At 65.2% G+C, this 22,294-nt stretch carries 16 protein-coding genes and 1 tRNA gene; 7 read left to right on the plus strand and 10 right to left on the minus strand.

Annotated elements, in window-relative coordinates:
* Nucleotides 1–142 precede the first annotated feature (142 nt).
* From GV044_RS22030 to GV044_RS03795, 7 genes are all read right to left on the minus strand, one after another.
* Nucleotides 143–562, minus strand: coding sequence for a hypothetical protein (locus GV044_RS22030; protein ID WP_236554682.1), 420 nt, complete (start codon nt 560–562; stop codon nt 143–145).
* 56 nt (nt 563–618) lie between these two features.
* Nucleotides 619–695 (minus strand) — tRNA-Arg (locus GV044_RS03770).
* A 160-nt stretch (nt 696–855) separates the two neighbouring features.
* A complete protein-coding gene (locus tag GV044_RS03775) occupies nt 856–1,137 on the minus strand; it encodes a hypothetical protein (protein WP_236554684.1) in 282 nt (93 codons plus the stop codon).
* A 227-nt stretch (nt 1,138–1,364) separates the two neighbouring features.
* Nucleotides 1,365–2,675, minus strand: coding sequence for an MFS transporter (locus GV044_RS03780; RefSeq protein ID WP_159865658.1), 1,311 nt, complete (start codon nt 2,673–2,675; stop codon nt 1,365–1,367).
* Between the two features lie 6 nt (nt 2,676–2,681).
* Nucleotides 2,682–3,287, minus strand: a complete 606-nt coding sequence (locus GV044_RS03785; protein ID WP_159865661.1) for a carboxymuconolactone decarboxylase family protein — start codon at nt 3,285–3,287, stop codon at nt 2,682–2,684.
* 113 nt (nt 3,288–3,400) lie between these two features.
* A complete protein-coding gene (locus GV044_RS03790) occupies nt 3,401–4,300 on the minus strand; it encodes a helix-turn-helix domain-containing protein (RefSeq protein WP_159865664.1) in 900 nt (299 codons plus the stop codon).
* Between the two features lie 131 nt (nt 4,301–4,431).
* Complete coding sequence (locus GV044_RS03795; RefSeq protein ID WP_159865667.1) at nt 4,432–5,631, minus strand: amidohydrolase family protein; 1,200 nt, start codon at nt 5,629–5,631, stop codon at nt 4,432–4,434.
* Nucleotides 5,632–5,775: 144 nt separating this feature from the next.
* Here GV044_RS03795 and GV044_RS03800 point away from each other — a divergent pair, with 144 nt between their 5' ends.
* A complete protein-coding gene (locus GV044_RS03800) occupies nt 5,776–6,675 on the plus strand; it encodes a LysR family transcriptional regulator (protein WP_159865670.1) in 900 nt (299 codons plus the stop codon).
* A gap of 280 nt (nt 6,676–6,955) precedes the next feature.
* Nucleotides 6,956–9,439 (plus strand): TonB-dependent receptor, encoded by a 2,484-nt coding sequence (locus GV044_RS03805; RefSeq protein ID WP_159865673.1) that lies wholly within the window; start codon nt 6,956–6,958, stop codon nt 9,437–9,439.
* Between the two features lie 84 nt (nt 9,440–9,523).
* Here the strand turns inward: GV044_RS03805 and GV044_RS03810 are convergent, their stop codons facing one another.
* Complete coding sequence (locus GV044_RS03810) at nt 9,524–10,312, minus strand: SDR family oxidoreductase (RefSeq protein ID WP_159865676.1); 789 nt, start codon at nt 10,310–10,312, stop codon at nt 9,524–9,526.
* A 403-nt stretch (nt 10,313–10,715) separates the two neighbouring features.
* On the opposite strand from GV044_RS03810, the gene GV044_RS03815 reads away from it, so the two are divergent.
* From GV044_RS03815 to GV044_RS03830, 4 genes are all read left to right on the plus strand, one after another.
* Nucleotides 10,716–11,237 (plus strand): RNA polymerase sigma factor, encoded by a 522-nt coding sequence (locus tag GV044_RS03815; RefSeq protein ID WP_159865679.1) that lies wholly within the window; start codon nt 10,716–10,718, stop codon nt 11,235–11,237.
* A 60-nt stretch (nt 11,238–11,297) separates the two neighbouring features.
* Complete coding sequence (locus tag GV044_RS03820) at nt 11,298–12,212, plus strand: FecR domain-containing protein (RefSeq protein ID WP_159865682.1); 915 nt, start codon at nt 11,298–11,300, stop codon at nt 12,210–12,212.
* A gap of 4 nt (nt 12,213–12,216) precedes the next feature.
* Nucleotides 12,217–14,634, plus strand: coding sequence for a TonB-dependent receptor (locus GV044_RS03825; protein ID WP_159865685.1), 2,418 nt, complete (start codon nt 12,217–12,219; stop codon nt 14,632–14,634).
* Between the two features lie 70 nt (nt 14,635–14,704).
* Nucleotides 14,705–17,926, plus strand: a complete 3,222-nt coding sequence (locus GV044_RS03830; protein ID WP_159865688.1) for an autotransporter outer membrane beta-barrel domain-containing protein — start codon at nt 14,705–14,707, stop codon at nt 17,924–17,926.
* 151 nt (nt 17,927–18,077) lie between these two features.
* Here the strand turns inward: GV044_RS03830 and GV044_RS03835 are convergent, their stop codons facing one another.
* Together GV044_RS03835 and GV044_RS03840 are read right to left on the minus strand one after the other, a co-directional pair.
* Entirely contained in the window at nt 18,078–18,542 is a 465-nt protein-coding gene (locus GV044_RS03835; protein ID WP_159865691.1) for a nuclear transport factor 2 family protein, read from the minus strand.
* Between the two features lie 20 nt (nt 18,543–18,562).
* Nucleotides 18,563–19,567 (minus strand): NADP-dependent oxidoreductase, encoded by a 1,005-nt coding sequence (locus GV044_RS03840; RefSeq protein ID WP_159865694.1) that lies wholly within the window; start codon nt 19,565–19,567, stop codon nt 18,563–18,565.
* Nucleotides 19,568–19,749: 182 nt separating this feature from the next.
* Between GV044_RS03840 and GV044_RS03845 the strand changes: the two genes are divergently transcribed.
* Nucleotides 19,750–22,236 (plus strand): TonB-dependent receptor, encoded by a 2,487-nt coding sequence (locus GV044_RS03845; RefSeq protein ID WP_201299007.1) that lies wholly within the window; start codon nt 19,750–19,752, stop codon nt 22,234–22,236.
* The last annotated feature ends 58 nt before the right edge of the window (nt 22,237–22,294 follow it).

Raw genomic sequence — 22,294 nt, forward strand, 5'->3', positions numbered from 1 at the left:
TAGGGCTCGCGACGGGATGGCCATAGGATGGGCCTGCATCGATAGCAGGAGCCTATCATGCACGAACTGACTTGGGAATTGCTGCTTTGGCCTACCGCCCGATCATCGACGCCTTCCTGGAAGGCTGCCTAAGCAAGCGGCCTTAGCGCTGGCTGCATTTCAGGTCGATCACCCGCAAGGCGAGCTCGGAGGGAGAACCACCCTCCCGCGCGATCTCCTCGTCCACACAGCGCTGCCGGGGCGTGCGGGTGTCCTTGGGCTGCTGAGGCACGACGTACACCGACCCATACCCCGGCACGACGACGGCTCGGGGTTGCTGCGCGGGCCGAGTCTCAGAACCGCCGGCGGCCTGCCCCGCAAGCGGCGAGGCTATGGCGACGGCGAACATGGCAATGGCAGCGGACAAGACAGATGATCGTCGTTGCACCATAGGATCCGACATATCCGTCCACAGGCGCTTTTTCGAGCGGCAAGCGCAGCACACCGCAAGAAATCGCAGGAGCGGCAGACGCGGGGAGCTTAAGAGCTGCGCAATGAGATCGCAGCGGCCATCTTCGTCCAATGCCCCGGTTTTGCCGCGAGTACCGCAGTTTTGACTCAGAGACGTAGTGGGAAAAATGGTGCGCCCGGAACGATTCGAACGTCCGACCCTCAGATTCGTAGTCTGATGCTCTATCCAGCTGAGCTACGGGCACGTTGGAGGCGTGCACATAGATAGGGCGCATGGGCTTGGCAAGCGCCAAACTGCCCTGCCTCGCAGAAACTTGCCGATCGGCTCTGCCGGGAACCTATCCACCTGCTGCTGGAGCCCAGATGAGAATTCCGCCGTATTTCGCCCTTACTGCGCCGTCGTTGTTACAAGCCAATCTTGAGGCTCACCATGGCCCGGTTGCTGGGCACGCCCGAGATCTGGGCGCTCTCGACATGGAGATCGACAGAGGCATTGCCGCTCACCTGCATCTCCGCTCTCGGCAGCACTAACCCAGGCGTATCGGGCAAGGGTCGCAACCGGTTGCGTTCAGGATCGCCGGCGCAGACGACGATCTCATCGGGGCGGCCTGCCGCGCAGCGGGGCTTGAGGGTCGTGAACGATGCACCCGGCCGGGGCCCTGCTGCAGCTTCGAACTCGACCGCCACGTGAGGCAGAACGATAGCCGGTGGAGCGTCGGGCAAGGGCATAGCTGTTCTGCCTCAAGGCGGTGCAGCCATCGAGTTATACGAGCAATAAAGGCGTGAGCGAGGCGGTGCGGCGACAGCTGGGGTCACCGCGCCACGGGCGCTGGCCAAGGAGAGTGCGCGCCCCATCGAGGTATGTGGCGCCGTTCGCCTAAGCGCCTCCATTTCCCGCACGCTCACTTCGCGTGTCAATCGGATGCGCGTATCGGATCAAGCATCAGGATCAGCACTGCACACGCGATCGAGAGCGGCACCGAACAAACGAGCAGGAGCGCATAGCTGCCGAACCAGGAGACCGAGGAGCCGAACAGCCAGGGACCGATCCCCGCGCCCACCGCCGTCAGGGCGGATATAGCCCCGAAGGCACGGCCGAACTTGGCTGGGCCAGCGTAGTAGCTCGCGAGTTGGACAGTGATCTGGAGTGTCGAGCCGCCGCCGAAACCAAGCATCAGCATCGACGCCAGGATCGCGCTATAGGAATGTCCTGGGAGGAGCAGGAGCCCCACCGCGACACCGGTGAAGGTGATGCCCAAGGCGCCGACCATGCGCTTCTCGAACCGGTCCATGAGCCAGCCGGTCACCAGCTTGCCTGCAATCCCCGCAAGGCCGGCGGTCGCCGCAAGTTGCGCCGCTATCTCCCGGCTCATGGCGAAGCTGGCGAGGATCGGCACCTTGTTCACCGCGATGCCCGCGCCGACGATCGAGAGGAAGAACGAGGCGAGCGCGATCTTGATCAGATTGCGGTCGAGGACGCCGCGGAAGGAGAAGCTGCTGTGGGGGCCTTTGCGGTCCGGCGCATGACCTGCGGCGCCCGCAGCGTGCGCGGGCAAACGGAACGTGAAGACGGCGATCATGAAGACTGCGCCACCCCAGCCAAGTCCGAGCGCCGCGAAGGTCGCGCGCCAGCCAAGCGTGCGGATCAGGTACTCGGTGAGGATCGGCGTGACCGTCTGTGAGACGGCGATGCCCGACAGCGTGACCGCGAGCGCCAGTCCGCGCCCACGGTCGAACGTGCGCGAGATCGCTGCCGACCAGACCAGCGGCTTCACCAGCAGGAAGCTCACCGCGTAGAAGCTCCACAAGCCGTACCAGCTCAGCGCCGAGGCGCTCGTCAGCCCCAGCGCCGCGAAGGCCGCTGAGTTCAGCACCACGCCTGGTAACGCCACCGCCCGCGGGCCGAAACGGTCGATCAGCGATCCCACGAGCGGTGTCAGGAGGATGCCGAAGACGGAAATTACCGTGAGCGCGGAAGCCACCATGCCGTGCGACCAGCCCAGGCTCTGGCTCAGCGGCTGCATGAACAGGCCGAGCGAGTACGGCGCAAGGCCTGAGAGCGACATGCCCGCCATCCCGCCCAGAACGAGCAGCCAGCCGCGCCTCCATTCGGCGGCGACTTCCCCGGGGGCTGCCGACGACGGCTTGCCACTGTTCTTGACGACCGAAGCTGCCACCAGTTCGGGGGCGGCGGCGCCATCGAGCGGTAGGCTGGACAATGTCATGGTCGCCTACCCTGCCGTCGCGTTTTCGACGGCACCGTGCAGCTCTGCCCAGCTGACGCCAACCTGTCGAGGATCATAGGGAATGACCGGGGGGGCATCGCCATAGGGATCGAGCGTGTGGATGAAGCGGTGGCTGCCGATCATGTGGCCGCAGGTGCTACCCAGCTCGATGATCTCGGCCGTGGTGAAGACCTCGGCCAGTCCGCGGTATGTCGCGTCGTCAATGCTGTGATGGTCGGTGGCCAGCAGCTCCAGGAACTCAAGCGCACGCTTCTCGCGCAAGGTAAGGTCGCCGCGCAGGTGCGGGCTGATGAGGCAGGCGACCACGTCTTCGGTCACGTCGTCCACTTTGCGGGCATTCATGCACGGCTCGCATCCACCAAGCTGTGCACTGCGGATACGCAGCATCTCGAGCAGCTTGCCGCCGAGCAGCGCGCGTGGGAAGTTGTAGTGCCGGTCGCCGTCCTGGGGGACATGATCGTGCTCGGCATAGGCCAGGATGCGCGATGCGGTCTTGTCGGCGGGGGAGCCGCCGCTCTGGATCGTGTGCTCCATGCGGGCGCGCTGCTTGTCGTTCAAGGCTTCCCAGGGAAGCGGTTCGATCCGGGGCATAGGAACTCTCCTGTCAGGACGGGATCTTTCGTAGGCATCCCTCCGCTGCAGGTTCCTGATTGCGGCGAGCGCCAGCAAGCCATGAGAAGGGCGCCAGTGCTGAATTCCGGACTTTAACCGAGCCGATGCGGGCCAAGTCGATCCCCAAGTGTGTCGGTCGCCGGGACCTCGCTCGGGCGCAGGCCGGTCGCTCGGCGGAAGGCGGCGGCAAAGGCACTCGATCCTGAATAGCCGAGGCTAGCCGCGACATCCTTCACGGCCTTGCCCGCCTGCAGCATGGCGCGTGCGCGGCGCACCATGGCAGCCTCGGTCGCGCGGCCAAGCGTCTGGCCCGTCTCGTCGCGAAACGCGCGGGTCAGATGCCGCACTGTCAAGTCGCAGATGGCAGCAAGCTCGGTCAGATCGGGTAGGGGGCTATCCTCGGCAAGGCGCTTGCGGATCAGCCCCAGACGCCAGGGCGCAAGTCCCCCGGCGAGCAGACCCGTTGCCGGGGTGTCGCGACGGCACGCTCGGGCGATCTCAATGGCGACTTGTTGCGCCAGCAGGTCCAGCATTGCCGGCGTGCCGAAATCGGGATCGCGCGTCTCGCGCACCATGCGCTGGAGCAGCCACGGAATGTCCGTCGCTCCTAGCCGTGCGCAGAAGTCGAGCATGCCGGCCTTGTCGGTCAGCCAAGCGGGCTCCTCGGCGACTTCCTCCACCACCCGCGCATCGAGCATGAAGCACAGCGATCGCGAGCGGCCCGGCGCGAAGTTGCTGACGATGCGTTGCCGCGGGCCGGCCACGGTGAGCCCGCCCCGCCGTCCGAACAGCCGCGTCTTGCCGCTGCCGAGGTGCGACCAAGTAGAGTCGGGCTCGGTGTTGCCGAGTGTCTGGTTGAACAGGAAGCAGCCGCTTCCGGTCTGCCAGCGGCTCTCGATCGGCTGTGACCAGCTGAAGTTGCGGACTTCGATGCGGCCGCTCGGGAACTGGACCAGGGCTTCGGTCGCGTAGCTGTCCAAGAAGTCGATCATCGATCGTTCCGAGTGGACCCAGTCTGGCCGGATGCCCCGTCGCTCGCTTTGCTGTCGCCCACTTTGCTCCAGGGCGCGCGGTTGACGGGGCTGGGCGAGCAGCGCGACGCAGGGCGCAGGTGACATGGCGGTCAATCCAGTCGCAGGAAGCGCTTCGCGTTGTTGCAGATGATGTCTCGAATATCCTCGCGCGGCAGCCCTTCGCAGTCTCGCCTGATGATCTCATGGCTGCGCGGAAACGTTGTCTCCGAGTGCGGGTAGTCCGACGACCACATGATGTTGCGGCCGCCGGGCAGGTTCCGACTGAGGATCCCCGCGCGGTCCTGGATGAATGAGCCCCAGATGTTGCTGTCCATGTAGGAGCTGGGAAGCCGGCTGATCACGCTCTCGGTCCAGTAGCGCTGCTTCTCCCATGTGCGGTCGCAGTATTCGGCATACCAGGCGAACCAGCCGACGCCGCTTTCCATGCTGCCGATGCGCAGATCCGGGAAGCGATCGAAGATGCCGTTGAAGATGAATATGCCCAGCGGCTCGGCCATGTTCACCTTCGACATCGGCATGTCGGGCAAAAAGTGCTGCTTCTCGCCAAAGCGCGGGACACGAGCACCCAGGTGGAAGGTGATCACCATGCCATAATCGCACAGCACCTTCCAAAGGAGGTCGAACTCGGGCTGGTAGTACTGCAGCGCGCCCTTGGGATCGCCGGTCTGCGCGGCGACTTGGCCGGATTTCATGTTCTTGATTTCGGACGAGGTCTTCCACGCATCCGGGTTCTGCGGAAATGCCGGAAGCTGCAGCATCTTGAAGCCCATCTTGGCAAGCCGGTGGACGTGCTCGATGGTCTCGTCGATGTCGCGCATCGGCGCATGACCGACCGGGAAGAGGCGATTGGGTGCGTTCGAAGCCCAGTCCATGACCCAGCGCGAATAGGCTTCGAAGCTGGCGAGATAGAGGTCGTTGTCGAACGAACCTAGCGGCCCGCCGCCGAACAGGATGGCTTGGTCGATGCCGTCGAGGTCCATGTCGGCGAGGCGCTTGGCGGGATCGTAGGTGTTGCGCTGCTCTGAGAGCTTGCCCACCATCTTGAAGTTCTTGCCTTCCCGGCCGGCCTGGTTGCCGATCATGCGAACGGGGCGGCGCTGCCCTTCGAACAGCACATAGTCGACCTCGTCGCCTTCTTCGATCACCGGCGCTTTGTGCTTCTGCGCTGCCGGAAGGTAGTCCTTCCACATGTCGTACGGGGGATCGATATGGGCGTCGGCATCGAAGATCGGCCCAAGGTCCCAGTCTTCCTTGGTGGCGCTGCCAAATCGCGGATCTGCTTCGGCCATGTCCCCGTCCTCGTTCCCGTGTGTGTTTTCTTCGGTGCCGTTCGGACCGCGTTTGTCGCGTGTTCGTGTCCGGCAACGGCATCCTGTGCTTGCAAGTGGCATGCGTCCAATGCAAAGTCTGGCCGCTTTCGATGAGGTTTCGGAATGAACTTACGCAAGCTGCGTCACGCCGTGATCTTGTCGCGATCCCTCAACTTCACGCGTGCTGCGCGCGAACTCAACATCACGCAGTCCGCATTGTCGCGCAGCATCCAAGCACTCGAGGCGGAGTGCCGGCTGCAGCTGTTCGAGCGAGCACATGGCGCCGTCGCCGTCACTCAGGCGGGACGCGAATTCATTCGCCATGCCGAGGGCATGTTGCGCAGCGAAGCGGCCTTGCGCACCATGGTCGACCACGCATCGGAAGGGGAGGGCGGGCATGTGACGATTGGCGTCACCCCGCTCGTTGCCCGTGCGATGATCGCACCGCTCATGGCGCCGCGCGTGGCGCAGCCCCACCTTCATGCCGAAATCCTCAAGGGCAGCAGCCAGGAAGTGCTCGAGATGGTGGCGCAGGAGCGTGTCGACCTCGGCATCGTGCTCGATAACCTGCTACCCGTCGACGGCACGTTCGATATCACCCTGCTCGCCGCGTTTCCGCTCTCGGTGATCGTGCGAGCCGGACACCCATTGACCGAGCGACTCGATTTCAACTTGAAGGATCTCGCGGCTTTCCCGCTGATCCGATCCAACACGCCTTTTGCGCGCGAGGGTGCTTCGGTCATGGTCGGGCTGACGGTGCTCGGCGCGCCGACCCTCACGGTTGAAGATTATGATGTGCTGGGTGACATTGTGGCCGCCAGCGATGCGATCTGGATCACCGCACCGCTCGCAGTCCAGCGATCGCTCGACAATGGTGAGCTCGTCGCGCTGCCGATCTCGTGGCTGCCCGAAGACCGCCGGGCCACCATCGTCGCCGTGCATTTGAAAGCGCGCACGCTGTCACCGATCGTCACCTCGCTGCTTCGGGACATGGTCGCACTCGGCCGCAGGCTGAGCGAGTGATCGAGCTTCGCTAGCCCCCCGCACCACGCTTGGCCGAGTGCGCAGCGGCGCTGCATGGATATGTCCATATTTCAGGAGCTGCGATTTCATTCGTCACAGAAGCGCGCATTTTCCAGGCTATGCCTGTCTCGCAGCGGCATCGCTCGGCTGTTCGCCCGCCTCGTCCACGGGCGGACCCGGTCACAGGGTAGCTGTCGATCCATGCCGGCCGCGGCGCCGTGGACACAAAGGCGTGGGTCGCGGGAAGAAGACAAAAAAGAACAACAGAGAGGGGAATGACATGAGACTCAAGGCGCACTTGGGGTTGAGCGCGGCGTTACTGGCCTTCGTATCCACAACGGCGCAGGCGCAGGAAACCGGTGCCAACGGCGGCGCGGACGCGACCACCGCCGCTACCGACGACATCATCGTCACCGCCCAGCGCGTTTCGCAGAGCCTGCAGGACGTGCCGATCTCTATCACCGTCTACGACCAATCGCAGCTGGACAACAAGAACATCGTCTCGGCCAGCGACCTTGCGACGTACACGCCGTCGCTCTCGGTCAACCAGCGCTTCGGGCCCGAAAAGAGCGGCTTCGCGATCCGCGGTTTCGTGCAGGATGCGGGCACGGCGCCCTCGGTCGCGGTCTATCTCGCGGACGTTCCCGCGCCCCGTGCTCAAGGTCAGACGCCATCGGGCAATTCGCTCGGCCCGGGCGCTTTCGTGGACCTTGCGAACGTGCAGGTCCTCAAGGGGCCGCAAGGCACGCTGTTCGGCCGCGCGACCACGGGCGGTGCGGTGCTGGTTGTGCCGCGCAAGCCGACCGACAACCTCGAAGGCTACGTGGAAGGCTCAGTCGGCAATTACGATCTGCGTCGCATCCAGGCCGTCGCGAACCTGCCGCTGGCAGACACCTTCAAGGTCCGCATGATGGTCGATCGTTACAAGCGCGACGGATACATGGAGAACCATTCGGGGATCGGCCCGAAAGCCTACAACGATTCCGATTACATCGCTGCGCGGCTCGGCGTCCTCGCCGATCTGACGCCATCGCTCGAGAACTACACACTCGCCAGCTACAGCTATTCGCATACGAATGGCTATGCCTCGCGCCTGGTTGGGTGCGTTACCGATCCGGCGCTGCGCAGCACCGGGCAGGCGCGCTGGGCACCCAATGGCTGCAACCAGATCGCCCGCCAGGATGCGCGCGGCGATGGGCTCCTGGATGTCGAGGTCTCCAACCCCGACCCCAAGCAGCAGCTGCGTCAGATGCAGTTCATCAACACCACGACCTGGCAGGCTACCGACACGCTCGTAGTCAAGAACATCGCCAGCTACTCCGATTTTCGTGAGCGAAGCGACTTCAATCTGAACGGAGACAACTTCGTCTACACCAGTCCGCCGCTCTCGGTCACTTCGCCCCTTCTGGGTCAGCAGGTCAGCTATACGACAGTGGCGGCTCCGAAGAACGGGTACAATTCAAACCAGTGGACCTTCACGGAGGAGTTCCAGCTTCAAGGGCACGCCTTCGACAGGAAGTTGGATTGGCAGGCAGGCGCGTACCTCGAGAAGAGCGGGCCGAACGGGTGGAACCGCACCTTCTCGCAGGTCTTCTTGCGGTGCACCGATCGCGACGCCTTGCGGTGCGTCGATCCTCTGGGCATCGGCTCGCTCGCCGATAACGTCACCCAATTTCGTTTCTCGACTTACGCAGCTTATGGTCAAGGAACGTTCAACTTGACTGACACGCTGAGCATCACGGGCGGCTTGCGGTACACGATCGACAAGCAGAAGGGCATCGGCGAAGCGACGCGATACCGTTTCAGCGCTGCGGGCCTAGCGACACGGACCTGCAACGATTCGCTGCGCTTCAAGGGCCCGACCGGCGCCGCGCTCGTGGTCACCGATCGGGTTCAATGCCACAATGAGATCAGCCAGAACTCGAAGCGCCCGACTTGGCTGGCAGGTATCGACTTCAAGCCGAGTCCCGACCTGCTGCTCTACGCGAAGTATTCGCGCGGCTACCGGCCTGGCGGTATCAATTTCTCCAACCTGGGCCTGGAGACATGGGAGCCCGAGACCGTCGATGCGTATGAACTGGGAGCCAAGGCGACGCTGCGCGGCGCCGTCCGCGGCTACGTTTCGGTCGCCGCGTTCTACAACAATTTTCGCGACCAGCAGATCAGCGCCACGATCATCGGCAAGCCCAACTCGGGGGTATCCGGTGCGGCGGGCGTGATCAATGCGGGCAAATCACGCATCCAGGGCGTCGAGTTCGACAGCTCCTTCCGCTTCTTCGACAGCCTCAAGCTTGATCTTGGCTACACCTACCTCGACACCAAGGTCATCAGCGTGGAGACGCCCACGCTGCCTGCCGACAGCCCGTTCGCTTCGATCACACCGAGCTCGGCACCGGGGGACCCGCTCGCGCTCTCTCCCAAGCACCGGCTTAGCGCGTCGCTCCATTATACCGTGCCATTGGATGAGAGTGTGGGCGAAATCGCCTTTGGTGGTTCGTATACTTACACCAGCAAGCAGGTGGCATCGTTGGCAACACCCACCCGCTTCGGCGTCCTGGGCGCAACCAACCTGGTCAGCGCGGACATCAGCTGGACCAACATCATGGCCAGCAACATCGACTTGTCCGCTTTTGCGTCGAACCTCACCAGCGAGCACTACTTCGTTGGCGTGGGCAACACCTGGACTTCGGGAGGCTTCGAGAACCAACTCGTGGGTCAGCCCCGGATGTACGGCTTACGCTTGCGGGTGAACTTCGGTCGGTGAGCATCCTCAACACGACACAGAACTACGTCGCGAAAGAGGCCTGTGTTCCGGTCCTACACAGGCCTTTTCTCAAGTGGGCTGCGTTTACGCCTTTTGCGGGATGTTTTCGCGCCGAGGCGTTGCGAGGGCCCTGATCATCTCGCCGCGGTTCTCGAGCTGACTCCGCGCGATCGCAGTATCTAGCGCGCGCTGTCCGCCCAAGATGAGCAATGGACCGTTGGCGATGTTGTCGAGCGCCTCCTGCGCCACCTCTTCGGGCGATTGGGCACTGGAGGTATCGTAGCCCAAGCGCTGCATCGCGGGAGTGTCGGTGTAGTTGATCGATATGTGGAGCACATCGATGCCCATCGGCTCGCATTCGAGCCAGAGTGACTCGGTCAGGATACGGCTGAATGACTTTGCCGCGGTATAGGTTGCCAGGGTGGGAGCGCCGCAGAAGTTCGACGAGGATCCTGCAAGGATGATGCCGCCGCGCCCGCGCTCGCGCATGAGGGCGCCAAAATGGTGCGCGAACTCGGCTTGGCCGACCACGGTGATGTTGATGACATCGCGGTAGACCTTGGGATCTAGCTCGACGAAGTTCCCGCGGATGTTGTTCGCGCCCGCATTGTAGATGAGCAAGCCAACCTCGATGTCGTCGGTGATCGTGCGCACCTGGTCGATGGCCGATGTGTCGCTGAGGTCGACCGAGAGCGATCGTGCTTCCACCCCCATGCCGCGCAGCTCTTCGGCGAGCGCTTCCAGTGGCCCGGGCTTGCGAGCCACGACGGCGATGTTGAAGCCATCTGCTGCAAGCTTGCGCGCGAAGGCGGAGCCGATGCCCTCCGAACCGCCGATGATGAGGGCCCAGGGCCCGTACTTTGCCTTGTCCATGTCCGCATCCTCTACTCGCTTCATTGCGTGCGCTGGCGTGCAGTTTGCCAACGGAGTCTGAGGCGGGTCTGAAGTCCATGAAAGCTACCGATAGGGACCAGGCAGCCAAAAAAGGACATTTGCGACCGGCAGAGCACCCACGGTCCCCGCGGCGAGGTCCCGAGGATCGCAGCAGCGTCATGAACGACCCGCCACCGCCTGGTGCAAGGTAAGCTCCCTTGTTGCCGGGCCGATGCCCCACTATCGGGAGCAAGGAAGGCGATCGGATCCATGCGGGAAAATGGCGCACATCCTGACCTACAGCTACTTGCGTGCGCGGCGCAGGTCGCGCGCTGTTGTGTAGACTTCGCTCATTCGTGTGGGGGCACATACCTCGGGTCTGCCTCGTAGCGCTGTCGCCGACGTGACCACCGAACCGTCCCATGCCGGCCTTGAAGCCGCTTTTCTCGAGAACCGGGATAAGCTGCTGCGCTTCCTGCGTGCGCGCGGCGCGGGGGATGCGGCGGAGGATCTGGTGCAGGAGGTCTGGCTCAAGATCGTGGCGAGCCCGCCGGGTCCTGTCGCAGCGCCTCTCCCATACCTTTTCCGCGTCGCGGATCTGCTGATGATCGACCGCTTTCGCGCGACACGGCAGTCGGGCGTACGCGACCGGGACTGGGTCGAGGTGAACGCGGGTGATCCTCCGGGCGCGACGAGCCAGCCTTCGGCCGAACGCTCGCTCTCTGCCGCACAGGAATCCGCGGCAGTGCTGGCCATGATCGAGCGGCTCGGCGGGCGTGTCATCACGGTCTTCAGGCGTCACCGTATCGATGGTGTGGCGCAGAAGATCGTCGCGCAGGAACTGGGTATCAGCCTGAGCACGGTGGAGGCCGATCTGCGCACTGCCTATCGCGCGCTGGCCGAATGGAAGGACAAGTCACGATGAGCGCGTTCTCATCAAGGTGCGCGGCGATCGTCTCCGTCTTCTGTGCAGAAGGAGCGTGCGATGGCGAGTGACACAGTCCGCGAACAGGCCCTCGGCTGGGCCGTGCGCACGGGCGATCCCGGGTTCGCCGACTGGGACGGCTTCATGGTCTGGCTCGAGGCCGACCCGGCGCATGCCCGTGCCTATGACGAGGTCGGTGCTGCCGTGGCGGAGGGCGCCGAGGCGATCGCGAGACACGCACCTGCGAACGACGATGTCGTGCATAGGGACGGCGCGCGGCGGCGGCCTTGGCTGGCGGGCGGAATCGCGGCGATCCTGGCGGTGGTGGCCGGAACCTGGGTTCTCTCAGGAGAGCGGCGCGATCTCTACACAATGGAGACCCGCATGGGCGAGACGCGTGTCGTCACCCTGGATCGTGGCACGCAGGTGGCGCTGGCCGGGGGAACGGCGCTCGCGTTCGACCGCAAGGACAAGCGGTTCGCTCGCCTCGACCATGGACAAGCCCTGTTCACCGTCCGCCATGATGCAGCGCATCCCTTCGAAGTCGCCGTGGGAGACGAGCGCCTGGTAGACATCGGCACCATCTTCGACGTGCGACACGACGGACGGGAACTGGTCGTCGCAGTGTCCGAAGGCGCGGTGCAGTTTGACCCTGGTGACGCGAACGTCCGCGTCTCGGCAGGTGAGGTGCTGCGGCGCGCTGAAGGTTCGGGGCAATACAGCCTCTCGCGCGTGGCGATCGAGCAGGTCGGCGAGTGGCACGAGGGCCGCTTGACGTTTGAGGCCGCTTCGCTCGCCGAGGTCGCCATGCGCTTAAAGCGGGCGACCGGGATCGACTACGTAGCCGATGGTGCTGGCACGGTCTCAGGCTCCATCCTGATCGATCCGTTGCGCAAGGACCCGGCGGCCATCGGTCCCCTGTTGGGCGTACCGGTTCGCAGTTGGGGCCAGCGCTGGATGATCGGCGCGCGCTGAATCCATGAGCTGCGTCAGGATCCTTTCGGCGGCCGTGGCGGCCACCCTCGTGGCCGTGCCCGCGCTTGCGTCGGCCGACGAGGTTGCCGTCGCGACGGGAACAGGCACCGCGGGGCAAGTGGCGAGCGTGCTGGCGCGACAGACCCGATCGACCATCCTCATCGCCGATCCGCAAGTCGCGCGCCGGATAGTCGAAGCCGTGCGCGGCCGGATGGAGCCGTCCGAGGCGGTCCGGCGTCTGGCGCGCGCTGCCGGCGGCCGGGCGATCGCAGTGGCGCCAGGTGCCTGGCGGATCGAGGCCGCTCCGGTCGCTCCGCGCTTGGTCCGCCGGGCCGCTCCGGCGCAGCGACCATCGGCGCCGGTGGAGACGGTGAGCGCCGAACCGATCGTCGTGATCGGATCCAAGCGTGATCTCACGCTGGGCCAGGTGCCGGGCCAGGTGACCATTCTTTCGGGTGCTTCGCTGGAGGCCGGCGGCATCGGCGGCACCGAGAAGATCACCGAGCGGCTCGCCACTGTCACCTCGACTCACCTGGGCAGCGGGCGCAACAAGCTGTTCATCCGGGGCATCGCCGATTCCAGCTTCACTGGCCCCACGCAAGCGACCGTCGGCCAGTACCTGGGCGACTTGCGCCTCACCTACAATGCGCCCGACCCGGACCTGCGGCTGTCCGACATGGCCAGGGTCGAAGTTCTCGAAGGGCCACAGGGCACGCTTTACGGTGCCGGATCGCTGGGCGGCATCATACGTCTGGTGCCCAACCCGCCGTTGATGAACGTGACCAGCGGTTCGATCGCGCTGGGCGGCTCGCTGACCCAGAGCGGTGCCGGCGGAGGCGACGCGGCCGCGACCGTGAACCTGCCGGTGGCGAGTGGCATCGCCTTTCGCGGTACGATCGATGCGGCAACGGCCGGGGGCTACATCGACAAGCCGCTGCTGGGACGCGACGACGTCAACCGGACCGGCATCCTCAGCGGTCGGGCCAGCTTGCGCGCAGAGATCGCGCCCGAATGGACCGTGGACCTGATCGCGGTCGGCCAATCGACCGATGCCCGTGACAGCCAGTATGCGGCGCGCGGGGGAGCACCGCTCACCAGCGACGCGGCGCTGCGCGAGGGTGCCGATGCCGACTACACGATGGGGCAGCTCGTCGTCTCGGGACGGCTCGGGGACATACGCTTGCGCTCGACCACAGGCCTAGTCCGACAGCACCTGGCGGAGCGCTATGACGCCAGCCTCGCCCACGGAACGCCGCGGCTTTTCGCACAGGACAACCGCACGCGCATGGTCGCGCACGAGACGCGCCTGTGGCGGCCCGAGATTGGCGGGTTCGGCTGGCTTGTCGGCGCCAGCTTTACGCACAACCGGACCGTCCTGTCACGACGCTTCGAGATCGAGGATCAGCGCAGCGACGCCACCGGCGTGCGCAACACGATCGACGAGGCCACTCTCTACGCCGAGGCAAGCGTGCGGCTCCGCCCGGGCCTGACTGCCACGGGCGGCGGGCGCATCACGCATGCGCGGCTCGGCGGGGCGGGCGAAGACGTGCTGCCGTCGGTCGCATTCGCCCGGGCCGCAGTCACTGCCGACCGGTCGGTGACGACGGTGCTGCCGTCGTTTTCGTTCGTGGGGCAGGTGCTGCCCACCACCAGCCTCTACATGCGTTATCAGGAGGGTTTCAGGCCCGGCGGCCTAGCGATCGAAAGCGAATTCGTCCGCCGCTTCCGCCACGATCACACCGCCACCTGGGAGTTCGGGGCACGGCACGGCCGCCCGGGCGTGAGCCCGTTTGATCTGGCGGTCAGCATCTCGTTCACGAAATGGCGGGACATCCAGGCCGATTTCATCGACAGCTCGGGCCTGCCGAGCACGGCCAATATCGGCGACGGCACGGTCTGGTCGGCCAGTGCGACTGGCGGCGTGGCGCTTGCCCGCGGCCTCAGGCTCGAGGCCGGCGCCACCTGGAACCGCAGCCAGATCGACGAGCCCTCCGCCCAGATCATCGCCCTCGTCGCGCGATCGCTGCCGGCTCCGTTCTCCGGTTCCGCACTTGTCGATGCGGTCGCGGCCCGTTCCATGCAGGTGCCCAATATCGCCCAGTTCTCGGGACGAGCCGGCCTTACCTGGGATCGCGAGGTCGGCCAGGATCTGCGGCTCACCGGAAATGCCTGGGCCAGCTACGTCGGCAAGTCGCGGCTGGGCATCGGTCCCGAACTGGGCGAGGCACAGGGCGATTATTTCGACAGCGGCGCCGATGTCCGGATCGGCACCGAACGCATAGGTGTCACGCTCGCGCTCAGCAACATCGCCAACACGCTGGGCAACCGCTTCTCGCTCGGCACGCCCTTCGGCACCGGGCGGGATCAGGAGACGCCGCTGCGTCCGCGCACGTTGCGCCTCGGGTTCGACGCGCGGTTCTGACGATCTTTTTTCAAGGCTGGCAGCAAAGGTCTCCGTCTGAGGTGTCGATACGCACCGCAAAGGGACGAAGATGCCGCGCTACCTGCCCAAGACCTCGACTTACACCCTGCTGGCCACCACGGCGCTGATCACCCTTGCCAGCACCGCGCGTGCCGAAGACGTGACCAACGCGCGCACGGCCCCGCTCCGCACCACGACGATCAAGAACGGCACCGCCGATGCGATCAACGTGACGACAGCGGGATCGGTGGTCCTCAGCACCGGCACTGCCATCACGCAGGACAGCAACAACGCCGTGACCAACGCCGGCGCCGTGACCGTCTCGAACGCAAGCGGGGCGATCGGCATCGACTCGCTGGCGGGCACCAGCGGCGATATCGTCAATTCCGGCACGATCACGATCGACGAGCCCTACACCCCGACCGATACCGACAACGACGGCGACCTCGATGGGCCTTTCGCGCTAGGATCGAACCGGACCGGCATCCGCACGCAAGGCGCGCACGCCGGCAAGATCGCGCAGAACGGCACGGTGACCATCGAGGGCAACGATTCCGCCGGCGTCGCGCTGGGCGGCAAGCTCACCGGCAACTTCACACACGAGGGCACCACCAAGGTGCTCGGCGACCGCTCCGTCGGCGTCTCGGTTCAGGCGATCGACGGCAACGTGCGCCTGGCGGGCACAGTCTCGGCACAGGGCAGGGACGCCATCGGGGCCCACTTTGCCGGCAACGTGGCGGGTGCCATGGTGGTGCAGGGCACCGTCAGTTCGACCGGCTATCGCGCCACCACTGCTCCTGGCGATGCCACCAAGCTTGACGCCGACGACCTGCTGCAGGGCGGCCCGGCTCTGCTCGTCGAGGGTAACGTCAGCGGCGGTATCGTTTTCGCCGTTGCGCCCAAGGATACCGACGCCACCAAGCCCGACGAGGATAACGACGGCATTGAGGACGCAAAGGAAGGGTCGGCCAAGGTCGTCTCCTATGGTGCCGCGCCCGCCGTGCAGATCGGCGCCACCGACCGCGCGCTTACCATCGGCCCGGTCGCGAGTACGGCAAGCCGCTTCGGGCTGATCGTCGACGGCTCTATCGAAGGCCTAAGCGTCTACGCAGGCGTCAATGCCAGCGGCCTCGTGATCGGCGGACGCGGCGGCAGCGTCGACATCGCCAACGGTATCGGCATCTCCGGCAACGTCAGCGCGACGTCGAACGGTGCGAGCGCCACCGCCCTGCGGATCGGCCCCGGTGCCACCACGCCGCTGCTGCAGAACTCCGGGACGATCGTCGCGAACGGCGGCAATGCCGCCACGGCGCTGGCCACTGCGATGCGCGTCGATGCCGGCGGCAACCTGCCGACCATCCGCAACAGCGGCACGATCAAGGCCGTCGGCGCAGGCGAGAACGGCTCCGCGACGGCGATCTTCGACGCGAGCGGCTCGACCACGTTGGTCGAGAACTCGGGGACCATTTCCGCGACGGGCGCGAAGGCGGGCACTGGGCGCAACATCGCGATCGACCTTTCGGCCGCGACCGGCCGGGTGACGGTGAAGCAGACGCAGGTCGCCGCGGGCTTTGCCGCACCTTCCATCGTCGGCGACGTGCGCCTCGGTGCGGGCGACGACCTGCTCGACCTTGCCGACGGGACGCTGACCGGCGACATCCGCTTCGGGGGCGGCGCGAACACCCTGAACCTCTCGGGCGACGCAGCGCAGACGGGCGCAGTGACGTTCGGCAGTGGCAACGACGCCATGTCGCTTGCGGCTACCAGCGCCTATGGCGGCGCGGTCGACTTCGGTGGCGGCGCGGACGTTCTCAGCCTTGCCGGCAGCGCGCGCTTTACCGGTTCGATCGCCAACTCGGCCAAACTGGCGGTGAAGATCGCGGGCGGAACGCTCGACGTCAACAAGCCGGCTTCGATCGCCTCGCTTGATGTCGGCGCCACGGGCGTGCTGGTGGTCACGCTCGACAAGGCAGCCGGCGCGGGATCGGGCTATACGGTCGCTGGCGCGGCGAACTTCGCCGAGGGCGCCAAGCTCGGTATCCGCCTCGCCGACATATCGACCGCGGTGGGCAGCTACCAGGTCCTGACCGCCGGCACTCTGACCGGCCGCGACAAGCTGACCACCATGACTGACCTCGTGCCTTTCATGTTCAAGGCCGAGCTGAACAAGAATGCCGCGGCGAACACGATCGTCGTCGATGTCGCGCGTCGTACCGCCACCGAACTTGGGCTGAACCGGTCCGCGACGGCCGCCTACGACGCAGTCTACGCAGTCCTCGGCAAGGACCAGAAGATCGAGAACGTGTTCCTGGGCATCACCAATGGCGATCAATTCCGCAATGCCGTGGGCCAGATGCTGCCCGATCACGCCGGTGGCGCCTTCGAGGGCGTCAGCATGGGCGCTCGCGCCCTCGCGCGCCAGATGCAGGACCCGACAGGGCCCATCGCCAGCAGCGGCCGCTTCAGCAGCACCGTCAACATGACGTTCTGGAACACCAACAGACAGGCAGGCGACACCGCCGCGTACAAGCTCAACGGCTATGCCTGGTCGGCAACGGGCGAGTACCGCACAGGCGTGGGACGGTTCGGCGCGACGCTGGCCTACTTGCGTAACGAACACTCAAACGGCGCCGTGTCCGACGTCAAGTCGAGCGGCTTCGAACTGGCCGCGCACTGGCGCGCCAAGTTCGGCCCTGTCAGCGCCTTCGCGCGGGGCGCCGTGGGCAAGATGGACTTCGACGGCGAACGCAGCTTCACCGGCAAGGCGGGTGCGGACACCGTGACTCGCAAGATGGATGCGAAGTGGGACGGCAACTACGTGACGGCGTCTGGCGGTGTGTCGATCGAGGGCGGCTCGCAGTTCTTCTTCTTCAGGCCCGGCGTGACCGTCGATTACGTCCGGCTGAAGGAGGACGGCTACTCTGAAACCGGCGGCGAGACGTTGAACCTCAGCGTCGACGCGCGCACCAGCGACGAGCTGGCGGTGAACCCGAGCCTCACTGTCGGCGTCGATTTCCTCGGCATGCGGGCACGAGACGAAAACTGGTTCCGGATGGAGACCGAAGGCGGCTGGCGCGAGGTCGTCGGCGGAGGCCTTGGATCGACGACGGCACGTTTCGAGGGTGGGCAGGACTTCACACTTACCGGCGATCAAGCGGACAGCGGCTGGTTCGCGCGCCTGCGTGCGATCGGCGGCTCGGCCGGCTTTACCGTGGGCGGAGAACTCTCCGGCGAGGATCGCTTCAGTCGCGTCGACCTGGCCGTGCGGGGCTCGGTTACGGTCGCCTGGTAGTCGGCTAAGGGCGGCGGTCCCTCACCCCCTCAAACTGCCGTCGCCCTTGTTGCCGGGCTGCGTTCCTGCCCCGCCCGCAGCCCGGCAACATCGTGGGCATAGATGCATGACGCCGGCTTGCGGTATGGCTTGATCGTATGGGCTCCAATCGTCATCCCAGCTTCAAGTACAGGCGGGTGAGACGCGAGCTCAGGATGCGCCACATGCCATTCTCGTGGCGGTAGGTCTCATGATAGTGACCGCAGCCATGAAGCACGGGCGAACCGTCGGCGAGCTCCCACACTTTGTCCTCCATGGCGATGACGCCGCGAGCTTCGGTTGCGGAGAGGATCTCCACCTCATGGCAATGGCCGTGATGGACGGTGCGCCGCGTGGAGACCGCATCGCGTACGAACGCGGCGATCACCTCGCCGCCATGGTAGACCCAGTCATTGCTTTCGGCACCGGCACCTTCGCCGGTTCCGTCCATGTTGAGCGAGGAGCGGGCATCGAACACGGCGTCGTCGCAGAACACCGCGCGCAGGCCCGCCCAATCCTTGGTGTCCATGCAGCGGAAGTAGCGGGCCTTGAGCTGCTTGATCTGCTCGATCGCGAGCAGCTGGTCATACGCGTCCATGGTGCCTCTCCTGTGAGCCGTCAGCGTACGCGCACGACGACCTTGCCGATGTTGGCTCCGGTGAACAGCCGCGCATAAGCGGTCAGCACGTTCTCCAGGCCGATCGTTTCGTCGAACGGGGTCACGAGCCTGCCGGCGTCGGTCCAGCTGCGCAGGCGTGCGGTGAGTTCGGGGCCGCGGTGGGCGAAGTCGGGGGAGAAGAACCCAGTGACCTGCAGCCGCCGCGCCAGGATCTGGTCGAAGCGCCGGGGACCGGGCTGGGCCTCGGCATAGTTCGCCATCAACCCGCAGATCGCGATGCGGCCGTAATGCGCCATGTTGGGCAGGACCGCGTCGAGCAGCGGCCCGCCTACGTTTTCGAAATAGACGTCGATCCCGTCTGGCGCCGCTTGCGCGATCGTGGCTTCCACCTCGGGTCCGCGGTGGTCGATCGCCGCCTCGAGGCCCAGCTGTTCGGCCAGGAAGGCGCACTTGGCCGGCCCCCCCGCGATGCCGATCACGCGGGCGCCGAGCTCACGGGCGATCTGCGCTGCGAGCATGCCGGTGGCCCCGGCTGCGGCCGAGACGAGGACGGTATCGCCGGCCTTGGTGCGGCCGACCTCCTCGATCCCGACCAGTGCGGTCCAGCCGTTCATGCCCAGCGGTCCAAGGTGCAGGCGGGCATCGGTCACCGTCGAATCGAGCTTCATCAACCCCGAGGCGAGCGCATCGACGCACGAGACATCGGCCCATAGTCCGAAGGCCCGCACCAGGTCACCGCTGGCGAAACCTGGCGCGCGAGATTCCAGCACTCGGCCCAGCACTTGGCCCGGCACGGCGCTGCCCAGCGGGATCGGCGGTTGATAGCTGTCCGTTCGCGGCGTCATCCACATCCGCGTTCCTGCGTCGAGCGACAGCCAGTCGGCCGCGATCGTCACTTGTCCCTCGGCAGGAGTGGGTGCCGGTGCCTGGTCCAGGTGGATGGCGGACGCGAAATCCAGGCCTTCGGGATAGGCCTGCAGCGTCCATACGCGGTTTTCGGACATGGTTGAGCCAATCCTATCGGGGTCCCTCTGGATCGACGACAAGCCTTCGCGGGGCAACCTGATGCCTTGGATAGGTGACGGGGAAGGCCAGCGGCTTAAGTCGTGTCGCATATTCGGCAACAGCGAGCGGTGAAGACACCGCCGAACAACGGGCGCCGAGATCTAAGGGAGTGGTCAATCCGATGACGTACCGCCGCGTCTTTACTCGCGTATCCGTTCTGCTTGCGGGCACTATGTTCTCGCTTCCCTCGATGGCGCAGGATGCCAGTCAAGCGACGCTGGGGGCGGAATCAACCGGCGCTGCGCAGACGACGAGCACCCAGGGCGGGCTACAGGACATCATCGTCACCGCCCGCAAGCGGCAGGAGAGCGTGCAGGACGTTCCCGTCGCCGTCACCGCGATCTCCCCGGTGACGATCCGCCAGCAGGACATCACCAGCATCGAGAAGATCGCGGCGCGCACGCCCAACTTCACCGTCGGTCGTGCGTCGAACGGATCGGGCGCGCAGTTGACGATGCGCGGCATCGGCTCTTCATCGACCTCGATCGGTATCGAGCAGTCCGTCGCCACCGTCGTCGACGGCGTCTATTACGGCCAGGGCCGCGTCATCAACGAAGGCTTCTTTGATCTCGGGCGGATCGAGATCCTGAAGGGCCCGCAAGCACTGTTCTTCGGCAAGAACGCGACGGCCGGGGTTATCTCGATCACCACTGCCGATCCCGGCAAGGATGCCGAATACTACGGCCGCATCGGCTACGAGTTCCGTTCGCAACAGGTGGTCGGCGAGTTCGTCGCGTCCAATCCGCTGACCGATACGCTGGGCCTGCGCGTCGCGCTGCGCGGATCGAAGATGTACGATGGCTACTTCAAGAACGAGGCGCAGCCGTTCAACTACCCAACCATCGATGTCGCGACCGGGCGGACCGGCAGTCTGGTTGCCAACCCCGCTGCGCGTGATGCGCCGGGCGAGAAGGAACTGCTCGGCCGCGTCACGCTGAAGTGGGAGCCGACCGATCGCCTCACCGCGACCGTGAAGGCATCGGGTAGCTACAACAAGACCAACAACAACAGCTGGAACTACGTCGCGTTCAACTGCCCGACCGGCAGCAGCCAGCTTACCGGCTATGCCTGCGGTGACCGCTTCGTCACGCACCAGAACAAGATCCCCGAGTTGATCTCGCAGGCGACGCCGTATGGCAAGGACGATGGCAGCTTGTACAACCGCTACAAGTCATGGGCGGTCACCGGCAATATCGTCTATACGCTGCCTGACGTCACGATCACTTCGGTAACCAATTACCAGTGGAACAACAATCGCTGGGCCTGTGCTTGCGACTTCCAGTCCGGCACCGGCGCGAACTGGGCGACCGAGAACTCGACCTGGCATGCCTTCTCATCCGAGCTTCGCGCGCTGACGACGTTCGATGGCCCGATCAACCTGATGGTGGGCGGCCTTTACCAGAAGACCAAGCGCGACTTCGATCAGTACATCATCCTGTCGGGTCTCGAAGACAGCACGGCCCTGCCTGCCGACCGGTATCTCGCCACGCGCAAGACCAGCTTCACCGATGGCGAGACGATCGCCTTGTTCGGCCAGGCGACGTGGAAGATCGTCGACACGCTCGAGCTCGCCGGCGGCGTGCGCTACACGCACGAGACGAAGGACAGCTACTTCACGCAACCCTACAACAACGTCGCGGTTACCTCGATCTTCCGCCCGCAGAACTCTCCCGATGGTTTGGGCATGATCACCGCCAACCAGACCTTCAACAACTGGTCGCCCGAAGCCACGCTGACCTGGAAGCCGATCCGCGACGTACTCGTCTATGCGGCGTACAAGACCGCCTACAAGTCGGGCGGCTTCTCGAACGGCGGCATCAACTCCGCACTATCGCCCGATCCGCTGGGCGATTTGACCTTCGAGCCGGAAAAGGCGTCGGGCTTCGAAGGCGGCATCAAGTCGACGGTGCTGGACAACCAGCTGCGGCTGAACCTCAACGTCTACAGCTACAAGTATCGCGACCTCCAAGTCGACTTCTTCAACTCGCCGATCTTCGCGTTCCAGACGCTGACGGCGGATGCGCGCACCAAGGGCGTGGAGTTCGAATTCGAGTTCGCACCGCGCTCGCTCGATGGTTTCAGCGTTCACGGATCGATCAACTACAACCGCGCGCGCTATACCAGCTTCCCGCTTGCGCCCTGCTATGCGGGGCAGACCCCGGGGCAGGGCTGCAACCTGGCGCTGAACACTGCCACCAGCGCCTTTACACGCCAAAACCTCAGCGGAGCGGCGCTGTCGGTCGCGCCTGAGTGGACCGGAACCTTGGGCGCGAACTACGATGCCGAAGTCGGCAACGGGCTGAAGTTCGGCTTGTCCGCCGATGCGCGGTATAGCGACAACTACATCGCCTCGGGCTTCGGCAATCCGGACTCCAGGCAGGGCAGCTACGTCAACCTCGACGCCTCGGTCCGCTTCGGCGCGAGCGACGAGAAGTGGCAGATCGCCTTGATCGGCAAGAACCTGACGAACAGGTTCTATGTGACGGGTGTCGTCGATGGTCCTTCAACGGGCAGCGGCACGGGCACGATTGCCGGTGTGCACGCCGACCAGCTGGGCTTCGCCACGCTGCCGCGCACTGTCGTGCTGCAGGTCTCAACTCGCTTCTGATCGGGTAAGACCGGCGTAGATGCCGGACACGAAAAAACCCGGGCCGACTGGATGTCGG

Origin of the sequence: Novosphingobium sp. 9U, assembly GCF_902506425.1 — a bacterium.
Classification (GTDB): domain Bacteria; phylum Pseudomonadota; class Alphaproteobacteria; order Sphingomonadales; family Sphingomonadaceae; genus Novosphingobium.